Source organism: Streptomyces sp. NBC_00448 (assembly GCF_036014115.1).
Lineage (GTDB): Bacteria > Actinomycetota > Actinomycetes > Streptomycetales > Streptomycetaceae > Actinacidiphila.
Genome location: NZ_CP107913.1, coordinates 9,461,829 through 9,476,653 on the forward strand (window position 1 = coordinate 9,461,829; position 14,825 = coordinate 9,476,653).

At 71.4% G+C, this 14,825-nt stretch carries 13 protein-coding genes and 1 pseudogene; 1 reads left to right on the forward strand and 13 read right to left on the reverse strand.

Features of this window, described 5'->3' with window-relative positions; all coding sequences use genetic code 11:
* Nucleotides 1-18: 18 nt before the first annotated feature.
* The 12 genes and pseudogenes from OG370_RS40635 to OG370_RS40690 form a co-directional block, all read right to left on the reverse strand.
* Complete coding sequence (locus OG370_RS40635; protein WP_328473458.1) at nt 19-771, reverse strand: GntR family transcriptional regulator; 753 nt, start codon at nt 769-771, stop codon at nt 19-21.
* Nucleotides 772-893: 122 nt separating this feature from the next.
* Complete coding sequence (locus OG370_RS40640) at nt 894-2,012, reverse strand: Gfo/Idh/MocA family protein (protein ID WP_328473460.1); 1,119 nt, start codon at nt 2,010-2,012, stop codon at nt 894-896.
* A gap of 87 nt (nt 2,013-2,099) precedes the next feature.
* On the reverse strand, nt 2,100-3,071 hold the full coding sequence (locus OG370_RS40645; protein ID WP_328473462.1) for an NAD-dependent epimerase/dehydratase family protein: 972 nt from the start codon (nt 3,069-3,071) through the stop codon (nt 2,100-2,102).
* Nucleotides 3,068-3,859, reverse strand: coding sequence for a sugar phosphate isomerase/epimerase family protein (locus OG370_RS40650; protein ID WP_328473464.1), 792 nt, complete (start codon nt 3,857-3,859; stop codon nt 3,068-3,070). The genes OG370_RS40645 and OG370_RS40650 overlap by 4 nt, the downstream gene beginning before the upstream one ends.
* 43 nt (nt 3,860-3,902) lie before the next feature.
* Nucleotides 3,903-4,577 carry a ThuA domain-containing protein gene (locus OG370_RS40655; protein ID WP_328473466.1) on the reverse strand — a complete coding sequence of 225 codons (675 nt, stop codon included), beginning with the start codon at nt 4,575-4,577 and terminating at the stop codon, nt 3,903-3,905.
* A 148-nt stretch (nt 4,578-4,725) separates the two neighbouring features.
* Entirely contained in the window at nt 4,726-6,402 is a 1,677-nt protein-coding gene (locus OG370_RS40660) for an ABC transporter substrate-binding protein (RefSeq protein ID WP_328473468.1), read from the reverse strand.
* A 73-nt stretch (nt 6,403-6,475) separates the two neighbouring features.
* Nucleotides 6,476-7,714: an ABC transporter ATP-binding protein gene (locus tag OG370_RS40665; RefSeq protein WP_328473470.1), complete on the reverse strand. Its 1,239-nt coding sequence runs from the start codon at nt 7,712-7,714 to the stop codon at nt 6,476-6,478.
* Nucleotides 7,711-8,856, reverse strand: coding sequence for an ABC transporter ATP-binding protein (locus OG370_RS40670; RefSeq protein WP_328474868.1), 1,146 nt, complete (start codon nt 8,854-8,856; stop codon nt 7,711-7,713). The genes OG370_RS40665 and OG370_RS40670 overlap by 4 nt, the downstream gene beginning before the upstream one ends.
* 144 nt (nt 8,857-9,000) lie before the next feature.
* A pseudogene (locus OG370_RS40675) lies at nt 9,001-9,861 on the reverse strand (ABC transporter permease); the annotation flags it as partial.
* Nucleotides 9,862-9,863: 2 nt separating this feature from the next.
* A complete protein-coding gene (locus OG370_RS40680; protein ID WP_328473473.1) occupies nt 9,864-10,838 on the reverse strand; it encodes an ABC transporter permease in 975 nt (324 codons plus the stop codon).
* A 3-nt stretch (nt 10,839-10,841) separates the two neighbouring features.
* Nucleotides 10,842-11,603, reverse strand: coding sequence for a ThuA domain-containing protein (locus OG370_RS40685; protein ID WP_328473475.1), 762 nt, complete (start codon nt 11,601-11,603; stop codon nt 10,842-10,844).
* A gap of 13 nt (nt 11,604-11,616) precedes the next feature.
* Nucleotides 11,617-12,720, reverse strand: coding sequence for a Gfo/Idh/MocA family protein (locus tag OG370_RS40690; protein WP_328473477.1), 1,104 nt, complete (start codon nt 12,718-12,720; stop codon nt 11,617-11,619).
* A gap of 257 nt (nt 12,721-12,977) precedes the next feature.
* On the opposite strand from OG370_RS40690, the gene OG370_RS40695 reads away from it, so the two are divergent.
* Entirely contained in the window at nt 12,978-13,922 is a 945-nt protein-coding gene (locus tag OG370_RS40695) for a zinc-dependent alcohol dehydrogenase (RefSeq protein ID WP_328473479.1), read from the forward strand.
* A gap of 119 nt (nt 13,923-14,041) precedes the next feature.
* On the opposite strand, the gene OG370_RS40700 is transcribed toward OG370_RS40695, so the two are convergent.
* Complete coding sequence (locus tag OG370_RS40700) at nt 14,042-14,797, reverse strand: GntR family transcriptional regulator (protein WP_328473481.1); 756 nt, start codon at nt 14,795-14,797, stop codon at nt 14,042-14,044.
* Between the last annotated feature and the right edge of the window lie 28 nt (nt 14,798-14,825).

A 14,825-nucleotide genomic window follows, 5' to 3' on the forward strand; every position in this document is an offset into this window, starting at 1 on the left:
GGTTCGGGCGGCGCCGGGTCATTGGCCGGCGTTCCGCATGAAGGAGGTGCGCAGGCGGTAGCGGTCGCCGGCGTAGCGGATCGACGAGGACAGCAGCGGCCGCTGGGCGCGGTCGCGGACGATCTGCCGCATGTCGAGGACGGGGGTGCCCGCCGCGATGGCGAGGTGGCCGGCGAGCGCGGCGTCGGCGGGCCGGGCCTCGATGGTGGTGTCGGCCTGGGCGAGCTCGAAGCCCGCGTCGGCGATCGTGTCGTAGAGCGAGCGGACGGTGAAGTCGACCGCGTCGAAGCCCGCGGCGACGTCGGTGGGGACCAGCGAGTGGTCGACCGCGATGGGCACGCCGTCGAGCATGCGGACCCGCTCCAGCCGGTACAGCGGGGTGCCGGGGGCGATCTGGAACGCCTCCGCCTCGTCGAAGCTGGCCGGCCCGGTCTCGCGGCGCAGCACCTCCGAGGTGGCCAGCAGGCCCATCCGGCGGGCGGTCTCGGAGAACGACTCCAGGGTGTTGGGCCACTCCTTGCGCTCCGCCGCGGAGACGTACCAGCCGCGGCCCTGCGCGGCGCGCAGCACTCCCTCCTCCACCAGCGCGGTGAGCGCCTTGCGCAGGGTGACCCGCGAGATGCCGAGCATCCGGCACAACTCGCGCTCCGGGGGCAGCCGGGAGCCGGGCTTGACCTCGCCGACGGCGATCCGGTTCTCCAGCGCCTCCTTCGCCTGCATCCACAGCGGCTCCGGGTAGCCGCCGGTCAGCGCGGCCGGCACCGCGGGCACTGCGGGTCCTACCGGCACGGCGGGCACCGCCGGCGCCGGTGTTCGCGGTGCCGGTGCCTGGCCCGCCGGTGTTCGCGGTGCCGCCGCGGGGTCCGGCCGGCGCGCGCTCATGTGATCCGTGCTCATGCCTGCGCCTGGACCTTCGGCTCCTGGACCTTCTCCCACGTGCCCGAGCGCATCGAGGCGTAGCAGGCGTCCAGCACGTGGTTGACGACGACGCCGTCCTCGAAGGTCTCGCGGGGCACCTCGCCGCGGGCGAAGCAGTCGACGAAGTGCCGCATCTGCTGGCTGAACCCGTAGGCGCGGGCCTCCTCCGGCACCGGGTAGACCCAGCCGGTGTCGGCGTCGGCCTTCTCCACCAGGTAGCCGGCCGGGCGTTCGATGAAGCCCCACACCGGTGTCGCGGAGGTGTCGGTGACCAGGCGGCCGGCGCTGCCGACGAGTTCGTGCCGCAGTTGCATGCCGCCCTTCTCGATCCACGACGACTCCACGGTGGCCAGCTGGCCACCCGCGAACTTCAGCAGCGCGATCGCGGTGTCCTCGCCGGTGGTCCGGTCCGCGTGGGCGAGGGTGGCGCCCCACGCGAAGACCTCGGTGATCGGGTTGTCCTTGCCGAAGAAGTGCCGGGCGGACTCCACCGTGTGGCACCCCATGTCGAGCAGGGCGCCGCCGCCGGCGGTCTGCGCGTCCCAGAAGTGCGGGGCGTGCGGCCCGGAGTGGGCCTCGCGGGCCCGCATGGTGAGCAGATCGCCGATCGCGCCGGCCGCGACCATGTCGTGCGCCTTGGCGATGTTGGGCGAGAAGACCGAGCTCTCGGCGTAGCCGTGCCAGACGCCCGCCTCGCGGACCACGTCCAGGATCTGTGCCGCCTCCGCGCCGGTACGGGCCAGCGGCTTGGTGCACACCACGCCCTTGCCGGCGGCGGCGACGGTCCGTACCGCGTCCAGATGCGCCTCGTTGGGCACCGCGACGACCACCAGGTCGACGGCCGGATCGGCGCACAGGGCGGCCATGTCGTCGTAAGCGCGGGCCTCCGGGGCCCACTTGGCGGCCAGCGCGGTGGCGCGCGCGAGGTCGCGCGAACAGGCTGCCACCAGCGTCGCGTTCCTCACGTCCTGGAGCGCGTCCGCGTATGTGTCGCCGATGAATCCCGAACCTATGAGACCGACGCCGATCACGCGTTCCTCTTCCCTCGTCCTGCGGTGGCCGGCCGCGGGCAGTGCCCGCAGCCGGACTCTCACGTTAGTTCTTTGGTCTGCTTATGGTATGTCAGGGGTCCACTAAATATAGACCACGCAATACCACTGGGGGAAAGCGGGCGGTCGCCATCAGCCCTCCAGCAGTACGTCGAAGGCCCGGGACAGCTCCTCGTCGACCGACTTCAGCTCCGGGTGGGAGTCGTAGTGCGCCAGCACCTCCCGGGCGCCCTGCGAGAACGACACCTCGGGTGCGAACCCCGGTACCAGCGCGCGCAGTTTGGAGGTGTCGAAGAGCATCGAGTGCCGGAAGTCGTGCTCCAGCACCTCGCCCCAGCCCGGCACCCGCTCGGCGATCGACTCGCTGGCGCGGTGCCGCAGCAGGGGGTCGCGCACCCCGGCCGCCGTGGCCAGGGTGAGATGGATCTGGTCCCAGGTGAGGATGTCGCCGCTGACCACGTTGACGCTCTCGCCGACCGCGTGGTCCAGGCCGAGCAGCGCCACGAAAGCCCGCGCGAAGTCCCGGGCGTGGGTGAGGGACCACAGCGACGTGCCGTCGCCGTGCACCACCACCGGCCGCCCCGCGCGCATCCGCTCGATCGCCGTCCACCCGGCGAGCACCGGGACCACCGTGCGGTCGTAGGTGTGGAAGGGCCGCACGATCGTCAGCGGGAAGCCGGTGTCGCGGTAGGCGTCCTCCAGCAGCAGCTCGCAGGCGATCTTGTCCCGCGCGTAGCCGAAGACCGGCTGGCGGCGCGGGCTGGACTCGGTGATCGGCAGGTGCGGCACCGGCCGGCCGAAGACCGAGCAGGTACTGATGAAGACATACTGCCCGGTCCGGCCGGTGAACAGCTCCGGATGCGCCCGCACGTCGTCGGGGGTGAAGCCGACCCAGTTGACGACCGCGTCGAACTCCTCGTCGCGCAGCACCGCCTTCAGCGCCGCCGGATCGCGGACGTCCGCCCGCAACTGCCGTACGCCGTCGGCGACCGCCCGCACCGGCTCCGAGCGCGTCACGATCGTCACGTCCGCGCCCTGGGCCGCGGCCCGTGCGGCCGCCGCCGAACCGATCATCCCGGCACCGCCGAGGAACAGCACCCTCATGCCTGCTCCTCGGTCGGCGCCGGGACGACCGCGCCACGGGACAGCCCGTGGCCGACCAGATGGGCGTAGGAGCGGCGCAGCGCCTCGAACGTGTCGATGTGCAGCCGCTCCAGCTCGACGATGTGCCAGCGCGGACCCGACGGCGTCGTCAGGGTGCGGGTCCAGTCGATCCGGCCCTCCCCGATCGGCACCATCACGTCGTCCTCGTAGGAGAGCGCCGGTCCGTCCTTGACGTGCACGAAGCGCGCCCGCTCGCCCAGCCCGGCCAGCACCTGCGCCGGGTCGGCGCCGCCCATCACCGTCCAGTAGGCGTCGAGTTCGACCAGCACCCGGTCGTCGAGCAGCTCCAGCAGCAGGTCGTACGCCGAGCGGCCGCCGAACTCCTGGCTGAACTCGGCGAAGTGGTTGTGGTAGGCGATCCGCATGCCGCGGCCGGCCGCGCGCTCGGCGGCCTCGTTGACCCGCGCCACGCCGCGCCGGATCGCGTCGGGGGAGTCGAATTCCTCGCGCTCCATGCTCCACACCAGGACCTCGGCGCCGAGCTCCTGGTTCTGGTCCAGCAGCCGCTCGGCGTCCGCTCCGGCCGGGAACGGGGTGTGCGCGCTGGTGAGGGTGAGCCCGGCCGCCGCGATGGCGTCCCTGACCCGGGCCGACCCGAAGTGCTCCACCAGCCCGTAGGTCTCGATGCCCAGGTAGCCCAGCTCCGCCAGCCGGGCCAGGGTGCCCTCCAGGTCGGCGCGTGCCTGGTCGAGCACCGTGTACATCATGACGCCGATACCGGCTGCCATGTCTCCTCCTCCGGCCGGCCGCGCGGGGCCGGCGCTCGTCGTCTCAGTCACGGCCGGCCGCCCACAGCAGCGCCTGCCGGACCAGGGCGCGCACCGGCGGCTCGCCCCAGGAACGCATGTCGTGGCCGAGCGCCAGGTAGACCACCCGGCCGGCCCCGACCTCGCGGGCGTACAGCACCGGGATGACCGCGCCGTCCGCCCGGTGCCGCTGCGCGAGCACCGTCACGTCCTCGTCGGCGAGCTCGAACTCGTAGTACTCGTCGAAGAGTTCGAAGTCGGTGACGCCCGCGGTGATCGGGTGCTCCGCGACGATCTCGATGGTGTGCCGGCCCTCGTGGTGGCCCGGCCCGTGCGAGAGGTAGCGGTTGCCGAGCAACTCGAACAGCGGGCGGTCGGCCGGGTCCAGGCCGTCGCCCTGCCAGCCGAGGATGTTGGCGCCGTGCACCCCGACCAGCCCCTTGCCGGCCCGCACCGCGTCGGCCAGCGCCTGCTGCTGGCCGGTCGCGAAGTGCCCGCCCGCGGTGTAGAAGAGGTAGACGTCCGCCTCGGCCGTCTCCGGCCGCGGATCGACGAACCGGCTGGTGCCCATGGCCTTGCGGGTGGCGAACCCGGCCTCGACACCGAGCTGCTGGAAGACTCCGGCGGCACTGAGCAGGTCGTGGTGGGTGTCGTCGCCGTTCACGACGACCATGGCTCTCGGCGTCGTCAGGTGGGACATGGCTCTCCTCGCGGGGGTGCGGCAGAAAACGGGATCGGGGTGCCCGGCGCCATCGCACGGGGCGGGTGGATCGGAGTGGGCGCGCGGTGCGGGCCGGGTGGGCGGTGCGGGTGCGCGGCCCGCGGTGCGGTGCGCGGGCCGCGGCGGATCAGACCGGCTTCAGCCGCAGCGCGACCACCGGGTTGGGCACCGGGCTGAAGTAGGGGTCCTGCGGCGTGGGGAAGCCGGTCGCCTTCGCGGTGCTCCAGTTGCCGTAGCTGCCCCAGTAGAACATCGGTATCCACGGCAGGTTCTCCACGAAGAGCTTCTCGATCCCGTCCAGGATCTGCTGCCGTTGGGCGTCCGTGGTCGCCTTCGGGTACTCCTTGAACAGCTCCGCCGCCTCCGCGCTCTGGAACCGCTCGATGTTCTGGTACGTCGGCGTCGCTTTGCCGATCGGGAAGTACAGATTCGGGTTGATGGTGTCGTAGTAGTAGGAGAACGCCCGCGGCGCGGAGTTCACCGGGTAGCCCATCGTGGAGTCGAAGTCACCCTTGGCGGTGCGGGTGTTGATGTCGTTCACCGTGGTGGTGTCGATGGTGAGCTTGATGCCGATGTCCTTGAGCTGGGAGATCAGCACCTGCACCCGGGAGGCGATGTCGGTGTACGCCGACGGGAAGGTGATCGAGAACTCCAGCCGCTTCCCGCCCTTGCGGTAGTAGCCGTCGCCGCCCTTGGTGTAGCCGGCGCCGGCCAGCGTCTGGTGCGCCTTGTCCACGTCCTGGGTGAAGTCGACGCCCTTGTACTGCGGCGCGATCGACGAGGTGTACGCGGGCATCGGCAGCCCGGTGACGCTGGTGGCCGGCGGGGAGGCGGTGGCCGCGCCGACCTGCTTGCGGTTCACCCCGAGGCTGATCGCCCTGCGGACCGCGATGTCGCTCAGCGGCCAGCGCTCCAGGTTGGGGATCAGGCCGTCGGTCCCGGCCAGCGGCGCCCAGTAGTTGTTGTGCTTGCTGCGGCTGAGGTACGTCCTGTCGGCGTTGGCGATGTACGTGCCGCCCCAGTCCGCCAGACCCTGCACGAGCGCGTTCGTCATGCTCTCGTTGTCCTTGTACGCGACGAACCGCAGCGACTTGATCTGCGCCTTCGGCTGCCAGTACTCCTCGTTGCGCACCAGCGTGAAGCTCTGCGGGGAGAACTCGTCGAGCTTGTACGGGCCGGTGCCGACCGGGTTCTTGTCGGTGTACGTGACCGGGTTCTTGACCGTCGACCAGATGTGCTTGCTGACGATCGGGACCGACACCACTTCGGTGAAGAACTGCTCGGACGGCACGTCGAAGGTGAAGACGATCTGCGCGGGGCTCGGCGAGGTGACCGTGCTGAACTTGACGCCGCCCAGGTTGAGCGCCCCGTTCTGCTTCAGCAGGGTGTACGTGAAGATCACGTCGTCGGCGGAGAACGCCGTGCCGTCCGTCCACTTCACACCGGTCTGCAGTTCCAGCGTCAGCGTCTTGTTGCTGTTCGACCAGCGCCAGGACTTCGCCAGCCAGGGCAGGTCATGGCCGATGTTGACGGTGTTGATCTGGACGAGCGGCTCGTAGATGAAGCCGCCGGACCCGGGGCTGGTGTAGGTCAGTCCCTGGGCGGTGTTCTCCAGGAACGGGTTGAAGACCTGCGTGAGGTTGTCGGCTTGGGCGGCCACGGTGAGCGTGTCGCTGCCGCCCGAGCTGCCGCCGCCGGACGGCTGGCAGGCGGACAGCGCGAGGGTGCCGGCGCCTGCCAGCGCACCTGCGAGGACGCCGCGTCTGGTCATGCCGGACGCGAGGGGCGACTGTGAAGTGGTCACGTGCGTCTGCTCCTTGGAAGTAGGGACAGCGGATGAGCTACGTGCGGGCCGGCGGGGTGCGGCCCTGGGGAGATCAGGAGGCGGGTGCGTCCGGAGTGTCGGATGCGTCCGGCGAGTCGGGCGTGGCGGCGGTCGCCGGCGCCGGTGCGGTGGCGGGGGTGGGCGCGGTGGCGGTGGCGCTGCCGGTCGCGGTGGCGACCTCGGCCACGGGTGCGGTGAGGTTCGCGACGGCCTCCGCGTTGTCCGCGCGCCTGGCGCGGGCCTCGGGGTCGTCGGCGTACAGCCAGCACCGGGCGGTGTGGCCGGGGGAGAGCTCGAACGGCTCCGGCACCTGTCCGGCGCACCGCTCCATCGCGTACGGGCAGCGCGGGTGGAACCGGCAGCCGGACGGCGGGTTGATGAGGCTGGGCGGCTGCCCGATGTCCCGGACCCGGTCGGCCCCGACCCGCGACGGGTCCGGCGCGGACGCGATCAGCAACTGCGTGTACGGGTGCGCCGCCTGCTGCGTCACCGCCTCCGACGGGCCGGACTCGACCACCTGGCCGGCGTACATCACCGCGGTGTCGGTGGCGAAGTAGCGGGCGGAGGCGATGTCGTGGGTGACGTAGAGCATCGCCGCGTTGCGTTCCTCGGTGAGGCGGCGCAGCAGGTTGAGGATGCCCAGCCGGATGGAGACGTCGAGGCTGGAGACCGGCTCGTCGGCGAGGAACACCTCGGGGTCGGCCGCCAGCGCGCGGGCGATGGACAGCCGCTGCAACTGCCCGCCGGACAGCTCGTGCGGGTACTTCGCGGTGAACTGCCGCGGCGGCACCAGGTTGATCTGGGTCAGCAGGTCGTCGATGACCGCGGTCCGGTCCTTGCCGTGCTTGCCCGGGTGGTGCAGCGCGACCGCCCGCTTCAGGGTGCCGGCGATCGTCGCGACCGGATTGAACGAGCCGAACGGGTCCTGGAGGATCAGCTGGACCTTGCGCACGTGGTCGCGGAAGGCCCGGCCGCGCAGCGCCCGGACCGGCTCGCCGTGCAGCCGCACCTCCCCGCTGGTGAGCGGGTAGAGCTGGGCGAGCAGCCGGGCGAGGGTGGACTTGCCCGAGCCGGACTCGCCGACCAGCGCGGTGATCCGGCCCGCGTACAGCCGCAAGGACACGTCCTCGACGGCGTGCACCACCTTGCGCTCGGCGCCGCGCACCGGCAGTCCGCCGCGCACCGGGAAGTGCTTCGTCACGTGGACGGCTTCCAGCACGGGCCGCTCGGCGGCGGTGCCGCCGGTGCCACCGGCGCCGGTGGCCGCCGTGGCCGTGGTCTCAGCGCTCATCGGGTCTCACCTGTCGCCAGTTCGTTCGGGGTCGTCTCGGGGTGCGCGGGCCGCGCCGTGCCGGGGCCGGCGGCACCGGGTTCCGCGGCGCCGGCCTTCGCCCCGGATGCGGCGTCGGCGTGCAGCAGGCAGGCTGCCAGCCCGGTGCCGCCGCCGGGTCCGCCCACCTGGTACAGCGGCGGCACCTGCGTGGCGCAGGCGTCGAACGCGTGTGGGCAGCGCGGCCGGAAGGCGCACCCGGTCGGCAGCCGGCGCAGGTCGGGCGGGGAGCCGGGGATACCGGTCAGCTCCCGCTTGGGCCCGCCGAGGGTGGGGAAGGACGCCAGCAGCCCGCGGCTGTAGGGGTGTTGCGGACGGCGGTAGAAGTCGTCGGCCGGCGCCATCTCGACGACCTTGCCGCCGTACATCACCGCGATGGTGTCGGAGAGTTCGATCAGCAGCGACAGGTCGTGGGTGATGAAGACGACCGAGAAGCCGAGCCGGTCCTTGAGCTCCATGATCTTCTCGATGATCTGGCGCTGGATCACCACGTCGAGCGCGGTGGTCGGCTCGTCCATCACGATGATCTCGGGGTCCAGTGCCAGCCCGACGGCGATCATCGCGCGCTGCCGCATCCCGCCGGAAAGTTCGTGCGGGTAGGAGTTGGCGCGGTCGGCCGGGATACCGACGATGCCGAGCAACTCGATCACCCGGGCGGCGCGTTCGGGCGCGTTCATCTTCGGCCGGTGGGCGACGATGACGTCCTCGATCTGCGCGCCGATCCGCAGCACCGGGTTGAGCGCGTGCATCGCCGACTGGAAGACGATGGACAGCTCCTCCCAGCGGAATCCGCGCAGTTCGGCGTCGTCCATGGCCAGCACATCGACGGTGCCGCCGTCCGGGCCGGTGTAGTGGACCTCGCCCTGGCTGATCTCGGCCGGCGGCTTGTGCAGTCGGGTGATGGCGTAGGCGAGGGTGGACTTGCCGGAGCCGGACTCGCCCGCGATGCCGAGCACCTCGCCGCGGCGCAGCCGGAACGACACGTCGCTGACCGCCGGGGTGCGGGCGCCGCCCTCGCCGACGTACTCCACCCGCAGGTTGCGCACGTCCAGCACGACGTCGGTGCTGTCCTGGGTGAACGGGGTGGGGGCCGGCCGGCGCACCCGCGGGCCCTGGTGCTTGACGCGGCGGGTCCGCTTCGCCGACACCTGGCCGCGCTGGGCCTTCTTGGTGCCGATGCCGGCCTGCCGCAGCCGGGGGTTGATGAACTCGTCGATGCCGAAGTTGACCAGGGACAGCGCGGTGCCGAGCACCGCGATCGCCAGCCCTGCGGGTACGAACCACCACCAGGCACCGGTCAGCAGCGCGCTGCCGGTCTGCGCCCAGTACAGGATCGTCCCCCACGACCACTGGGTGACGTCGGCCAGGCCCAGGAACGCCAGGCTGGCCTGGGTGAGGATGGCCATCGTCACCGTGCCCAGGAAGGACGCGGCGATCACCGCCACCTGGTTGGGCAGGATGTCCTTGACGATGATCCGCCAGGTGGGCTCGCCGGTGGCGCGCGCGGCCTCCACGAAGTCCCGTTTGCGCAGCGACAGGGTCTGCGCGCGCAGCACCCTGGCGCCCCAGGCCCAGCCGGTCACGGTGATGACCAGGATGATGCCGAGCGAGCCGCTGTGCGGCAGGTACGCGGCCAGGATGATGGTCAGCGGCAGGCTCGGCAGCACCAGGAACACGTTGGCCAGCAGCGACAGCACCTCGTCACCGAGCCCGCCGACGTAGCCGGCGGTCACGCCCACCGCCACCGACAGCACGGTGGTGAGCACGGCGGCGCCGATGCCGACCAGCATCGAGGCGCGGGCGCCGTAGAGCATCTGCGACAGGACGTCCTGGCCGTTCTGCGTGGTGCCCAGCCAGTGCGAGCCGGACGGCCCGGCGAGCGTGGTGTCGCTCACCGACGACGGGTCGTACGGCGAGATCCACGGCGCGACGACGGCCAGCACCACGAAGATCAGCACGATCACCAGACCGGTCAGGGTCAGCGGTGAGCGCAGCAGGCGCAGCCAGAGACGGTCGGGACCACCGGAGGACTCGGCCGCGGGGTCGGTGCCGGCGGTGTCGGGGACAGCGGCGTCGGACTCGGCCAGGGCAGCGGGTTGCAGGGCCATGATCAGCTCTCCCTTGTCCTCGGGTCGAGGAAGACGTACGCGATGTCCGCGACGAGGTTGGCGACGAGTACCAGCACCGTGATCAGCAGGAAGATCGCCGACATCAGCGGGTAGTCGGCCGCCTGCGCGGCCTTGAAGAGCACCGATCCGATGCCGGGGTAGTTGAAGACGACCTCGGTGACGATGGAGCCGCCGATGACGAAGCCCAGGGACATCGCGAAGCCCGACAGCGACGGCAGCATCGCGTTGCGCGCCGCGTAGGTGTACATCACCCGCCGCTTCGACAGGCCCTTGGCCTCGGCGAGCCGGACGTAGTCCTCGCTGAGCGTGGTGACCATCATGTTGCGCATGCCGATCAGCCAGCCGCCGATCGACGCCACGGTGATGGTCACGGCCGGCAGCACCGCGTAGTTGATCGCGCTGCCGATGAAGCCGCTGTTCAGCCCGATGTGCTGGTCGAGCGCGTAACCGCCGGACAGCGGGAACCACTTGAAGGTGATCGCGAAGAGATAGACCATGATGATCGCGAACCAGAAGTACGGGATCGACGACAGGAACGTCGTGACCGGCACCAGTGAGTCCAGCCAGCTGCCCCGCTTCCAGCCGGCCAGCATGCCCAGCGCGGTGCCGATGACGAAGCCGAGCACCGTGCAGATCGTCACCAGGATCAGCGTCCAGTACATGCTCTGCCCGAGCACCGTGCTGACCTTCGACGGGTAGTAGGCGTAGGAGGTGCCGAAGTCACCGGTGAAGACGCTGTGCCAGTAACTGACGTACTGCTGCCAGAGGTTCTGGTCGGACTGGCCGAACAGCACCCGCAGCGCGTGCACCGCGGAGGGGCTGAGCTTGCCGTGGAACTGCTGGATCAGGTTGTCGGCCGGGTTGCCCGGCATGATCCGCGGGATGAGGAAGTTGAGGCTGATCGCCGCCCAGGCGGTGAGCAGGTAGAAGGCGATCTTCCGTAGCAGCGTGCGCACCGGTCACTCGCCTTCACGATCGGGTCGACAGGCCCAGCGGGCGGCGCGCCGCACCAGCTCGCGCATCGCGGGCTCACCCCAGATCCGCATGTCGTGGCCGAGTTGGAGGTAGCAGACCCGGCCCTGGCCGTACTGCCGGGTGTGCAGCAGGGGTTCGGTGCCGGTGGCGGTCTCGCGCCAGGCGACCACCTGAGCGTCGTCCGCCGTCGCCAGTTCGTAGTGCTCGTGGGTCACCTCGAACGGCGGTATGCCCGCGGTCAGTTCGTGGTCCGGGTCGAGCCGCACCTCGAACCGGCTCTCGTGCGGGAGCGGCCCGTGCGAGAGGTAGCGGCCGCCGATCAGCTCGGCGAGCAGCCGGTCGCCCGCGTCCAACCGGTCCGGCGGCGAGGCGAGGACCGTGGTGGAGTGCAGCGCGACCAGGCCGCAGCCGCCGTGCACCGCCCGCGCCAGCGCCTGGCGCTGACCGGTGGTGAAACGGCCCAGCGCGGTGTACAGGACGATCACGTCCGCGTCGGCCGCGCCGTCCAGCGGGGCGGTGCCGAGCCCGGTGCGGGTCGCGAAACCCTCCTCGGTCAGCGTGCTCTGCAGCACGGAGGCCGCGGTGAACAGGTCCTCGTACACGTCGTCGCCGCTGATCACGGCGAGGGCGGTCGGCCCTGCGGGGCGGCCGGCCGGGGCCGCGGCACGGGCGCGGTGCCCGGCGGCCCGGGCGGCGGGCCTCGCGGGGTGGCCGGCCCGGACATGGCGGGGCTGGGATATCTGCATGCGCAGGCTCGATTCAGTAGGTGGAGCGCAATTCACCGGTAGGGCTCCAGAAGCCCTCTGCGCGCCCGCTGGTCAGGGCGTTGTCCATCCGGTCCAGCGGCAGCGCCACGCGCCGCCTGGACCTGCTGCTCTCATAGGTGGCGAAGATCAACTCGGCCCCGCGCAGCGCGTGTTCGGCGTGCAGCGCCGGCCGGCTGCCGGTCCGCAGCGACGCGACCAGGTCGCGGATCGCGTCGGCGGTCCCGGCGACGATCGCGGGGTCCACACCGCGGTCCCAGGTACGGGAGTCGGTGTCGAACGGCGACTCGCGCAGCAGGTCGTCCTTGCCGAAGCGCCGCAGCAGGGTGCGGGCGCCGCGGATGTCGGCCCGCCCCCGGGTGCCCTGGACGATCAGTCCGAGGCCGTTCTCCAGGTTGAGCGCGGAGGTGTGCGGTTCGCGGCCGGTGGAGACCACCGCCCGTACCCCGTCCGCCCAGCCCACCTGGGTCAGTGAGGCGGTCTCGGTGAAGACGCCGTACACGTAGCGGTTCACCGAGACGTCGATCTGGCCCAGCACCCACTCCGGGGCGGCGTCCTGCCGGTGGAAGAGGATGAGGTCGAGGATGTGGGTGCCCCAGTCGAAGAGGTTGGGGCAGTACCCCTCGACGGTCACCACGTCGCCGATCTCGCCCTGCGCGATCCACTCCCGGGCCTGCCGATGCACCGCCTCGAAGCGCCGCTGGAGGTTGAAGGTGAGCTGCACCCCGGCGTCGGCGGCGGCGGTCACCATGGCGACGGCGTCGCCGTAGCTGAGCGCCATGGGCTTCTCGCAGTGGATCGCCCGGGCGCCCGCCGCGATCGCCGCCCGCACCACTTCGAGGTGGAGCGCCGGCGGCGTGCAGACGCTGACCAGGTCCGGCCGGGTGGCCGCGAGCAGTTCGTGGAAGTCGCGGTGGACGGCGGGCACTTCGAGTTCGGCGGCCAGCGCCTCGGCGGACGCGGTGTCCACGTCGGCGAGACCGGTCAGCGCCACCCCGGGGGTGGCGAGATAGCCGAGGGCGTGCACCCTGCCCTGCGAGCCGGCCCCGACGACAACCGCCGACAGGTCCGCACTGGAGACTCGCATGGAGTCGTCCATGCATACCTCACCTTCTCCGGACGCCAATGATGGTGTGCCAAACGCATACCACTTGCCGACATCTTATTCCGAAGAGCGGCCCTGTCTAGGGGTCGAACAGCGGGTAACGCGGCGGGAACTCGACCCATAATCATGATGTTTGGTCGAAAAACCGGACAAGTGGGATGGCTGATTCGGCCATGATCGCCTTGCATGGGGGCTTACCACTTAGAACCAGATGGCTACACTGACCCGCACCACTCAGACAGGAGACTCGTATGAAGTTCAGTCAACTGATCGGCCCCCGCACCTCCGAGGTCGTCACCGCCGACGACCCGGCCCCCGGCGACGGTCAGGTGCTGGTGGACGTACTGGCCTGCGGAGTGTGCACCTCGGACATCGGGCCGTGGCTCACCCACGACCCGGCCGGCCCGCCGGTGCGGCTCGGCCACGAGATGGTCGGCAGGGTCGTCGCCACGGGACGCGACGCCGCCCGCTGGCAGCCCGGCGACCTGGTGACCGGGCTGGGCGGCGACGGATTCGCGACCCGCGCGGTGCTGGACGCGAACGCGGTCCTGCCGGTACCGGCAGGCATCGAACCGGCGCACGCCATCGGCGAACCCGTCGCGACCCTCGAAGAGGCTCTGTCCCGCACCCCGATCGCCCCCGGCGCCCACGTCGCCGTGGTCGGCCTCGGCTTCATGGGGCTCGGCCTCGTCCAGCTCGCCAAACGGCACGCCCCCGGCCTGCTCGTCGGCGTGGACCCCGACCCGGCCCGCCGCCGGCGCGCGCTCGCCCTCGGCGCCGACCTGGTCTTCGCCCCCGACGAACTGCCGGCGGAATACCGCACCGGGACCAGCCGTGCCACCGACGCGCGGCTGGACATCGTCCTGGAGGCGACCGGGGCCACCGGCGGGCTGAAGACCGCGGGCAGCCTGGTCCGCCCGTTCGGCACCCTGTGCGTCGTCGGCTACCACCACACCGGCGACGCGAAGATGGACATGGACCTCTGGTACAAGGCCGTCACCGTCGTCAACGGCTTCTGCCCCGACCGCACCCGCCTGCTCGCCGCGATGCGCCAGGCCCTCGACCTGGTCGCCGAGCGCCGCTTCAGCTACGAACCGCTGATCACCCACCGGTTCGGGCTCGACGACGTGGACGAGGCGTTCCGCATGATGGAGGAGGCCGGGCCCGACTTCGTCAAGGGCGTCGTGCTGTTCTGACCCGGGCGGCCGTGGCCGGGTCCTTCGCCGGCGACCGCGCGGACGACGTACGTGTGACCACCGCGCGGACGACGTACGCGGCTACGTCCTCGTGAACGAGGCGCGCGCGGCGGGCGCCGTTACGACCGGGCGAACGACGTGCGCAGCCGGTAGCGGTCGCCCGCGTACTGGATCGTGGAGACGAACAGCGGCTCCTGCTGCGCGCTCAGCGCCAGTTGCCGCATCACGAGCACCGGGTCGCCGGGCGCCAGATCGAGGTGCTCGGCCGCCCGCTCGTCGGCCTTCGTCGCCTCGATGGTGCTGTCCGCGCGCACCGGCTCCACCCCGGCCGCCGACAGCGTCGAGTACAGCGAACGGTCCTGGAAGTCGACCTCCTCGATGTCCGGCACCAGCGCCCGCCGCAGCCGGGTCAGGTCCAGCGCTATCGGCACGCCCTCCAGGAACCGCACCCGCTCCAGCCGGAACAGCGGGGTGCCCGGGGCGATGCCCAACTGCTCCGCCTCGTCGATGCTGGCCGGACTCGTCTCGGCGCGCAGCACCTTCGAGTGCGGGGTGAGGCCCATCCGGGTCGCCGTCTCGCTGAACGACTCCAGGCTGTTGGGCCACTCCTTCTTCTGCGCGTTCCGGGCGACGTACCAGCCGCGCCCGTGCGACGGGTTCAGCACACCGGCCTCGACCAGGCTGCCCAGCGCCTTGCGCAAGGTCACCCGGCTGATACCCAACTGGCGGCACAGCTCGCGCTCGGGCGGCAGCCGGCCGCCGGGTTGCAGCACCCCGCGGTCGATCTCGCCGCGGATCACGTTGACCGCCTGAATCCACAACGGCTCGGGATAGCCGGGCAGTACGGCGCCGGAGACCTCAGGCGAGTCAGTCATACGGTGAAGCCCCCATGGTGATCTGCTC

Coding starts and splice junctions, on each gene's coding strand:
- OG370_RS40645 (WP_328473462.1), bottom strand. CDS start 3,071: ATGAGGGTGCTGTTCCTCGGCGGTGCCGGGATGATCGGTTCGGCGGCG.
- OG370_RS40650 (WP_328473464.1), bottom strand. CDS start 3,859: ATGGCAGCCGGTATCGGCGTCATGATGTACACGGTGCTCGACCAGGCA.
- OG370_RS40655 (WP_328473466.1), bottom strand. CDS start 4,577: ATGTCCCACCTGACGACGCCGAGAGCCATGGTCGTCGTGAACGGCGAC.
- OG370_RS40665 (WP_328473470.1), bottom strand. CDS start 7,714: ATGAGCGCTGAGACCACGGCCACGGCGGCCACCGGCGCCGGTGGCACC.
- OG370_RS40685 (WP_328473475.1), bottom strand. CDS start 11,603: ATGCAGATATCCCAGCCCCGCCATGTCCGGGCCGGCCACCCCGCGAGG.
- OG370_RS40690 (WP_328473477.1), bottom strand. CDS start 12,720: ATGGACGACTCCATGCGAGTCTCCAGTGCGGACCTGTCGGCGGTTGTC.
- OG370_RS40695 (WP_328473479.1), top strand. CDS start 12,978: ATGAAGTTCAGTCAACTGATCGGCCCCCGCACCTCCGAGGTCGTCACC.
- OG370_RS40700 (WP_328473481.1), bottom strand. CDS start 14,797: ATGACTGACTCGCCTGAGGTCTCCGGCGCCGTACTGCCCGGCTATCCC.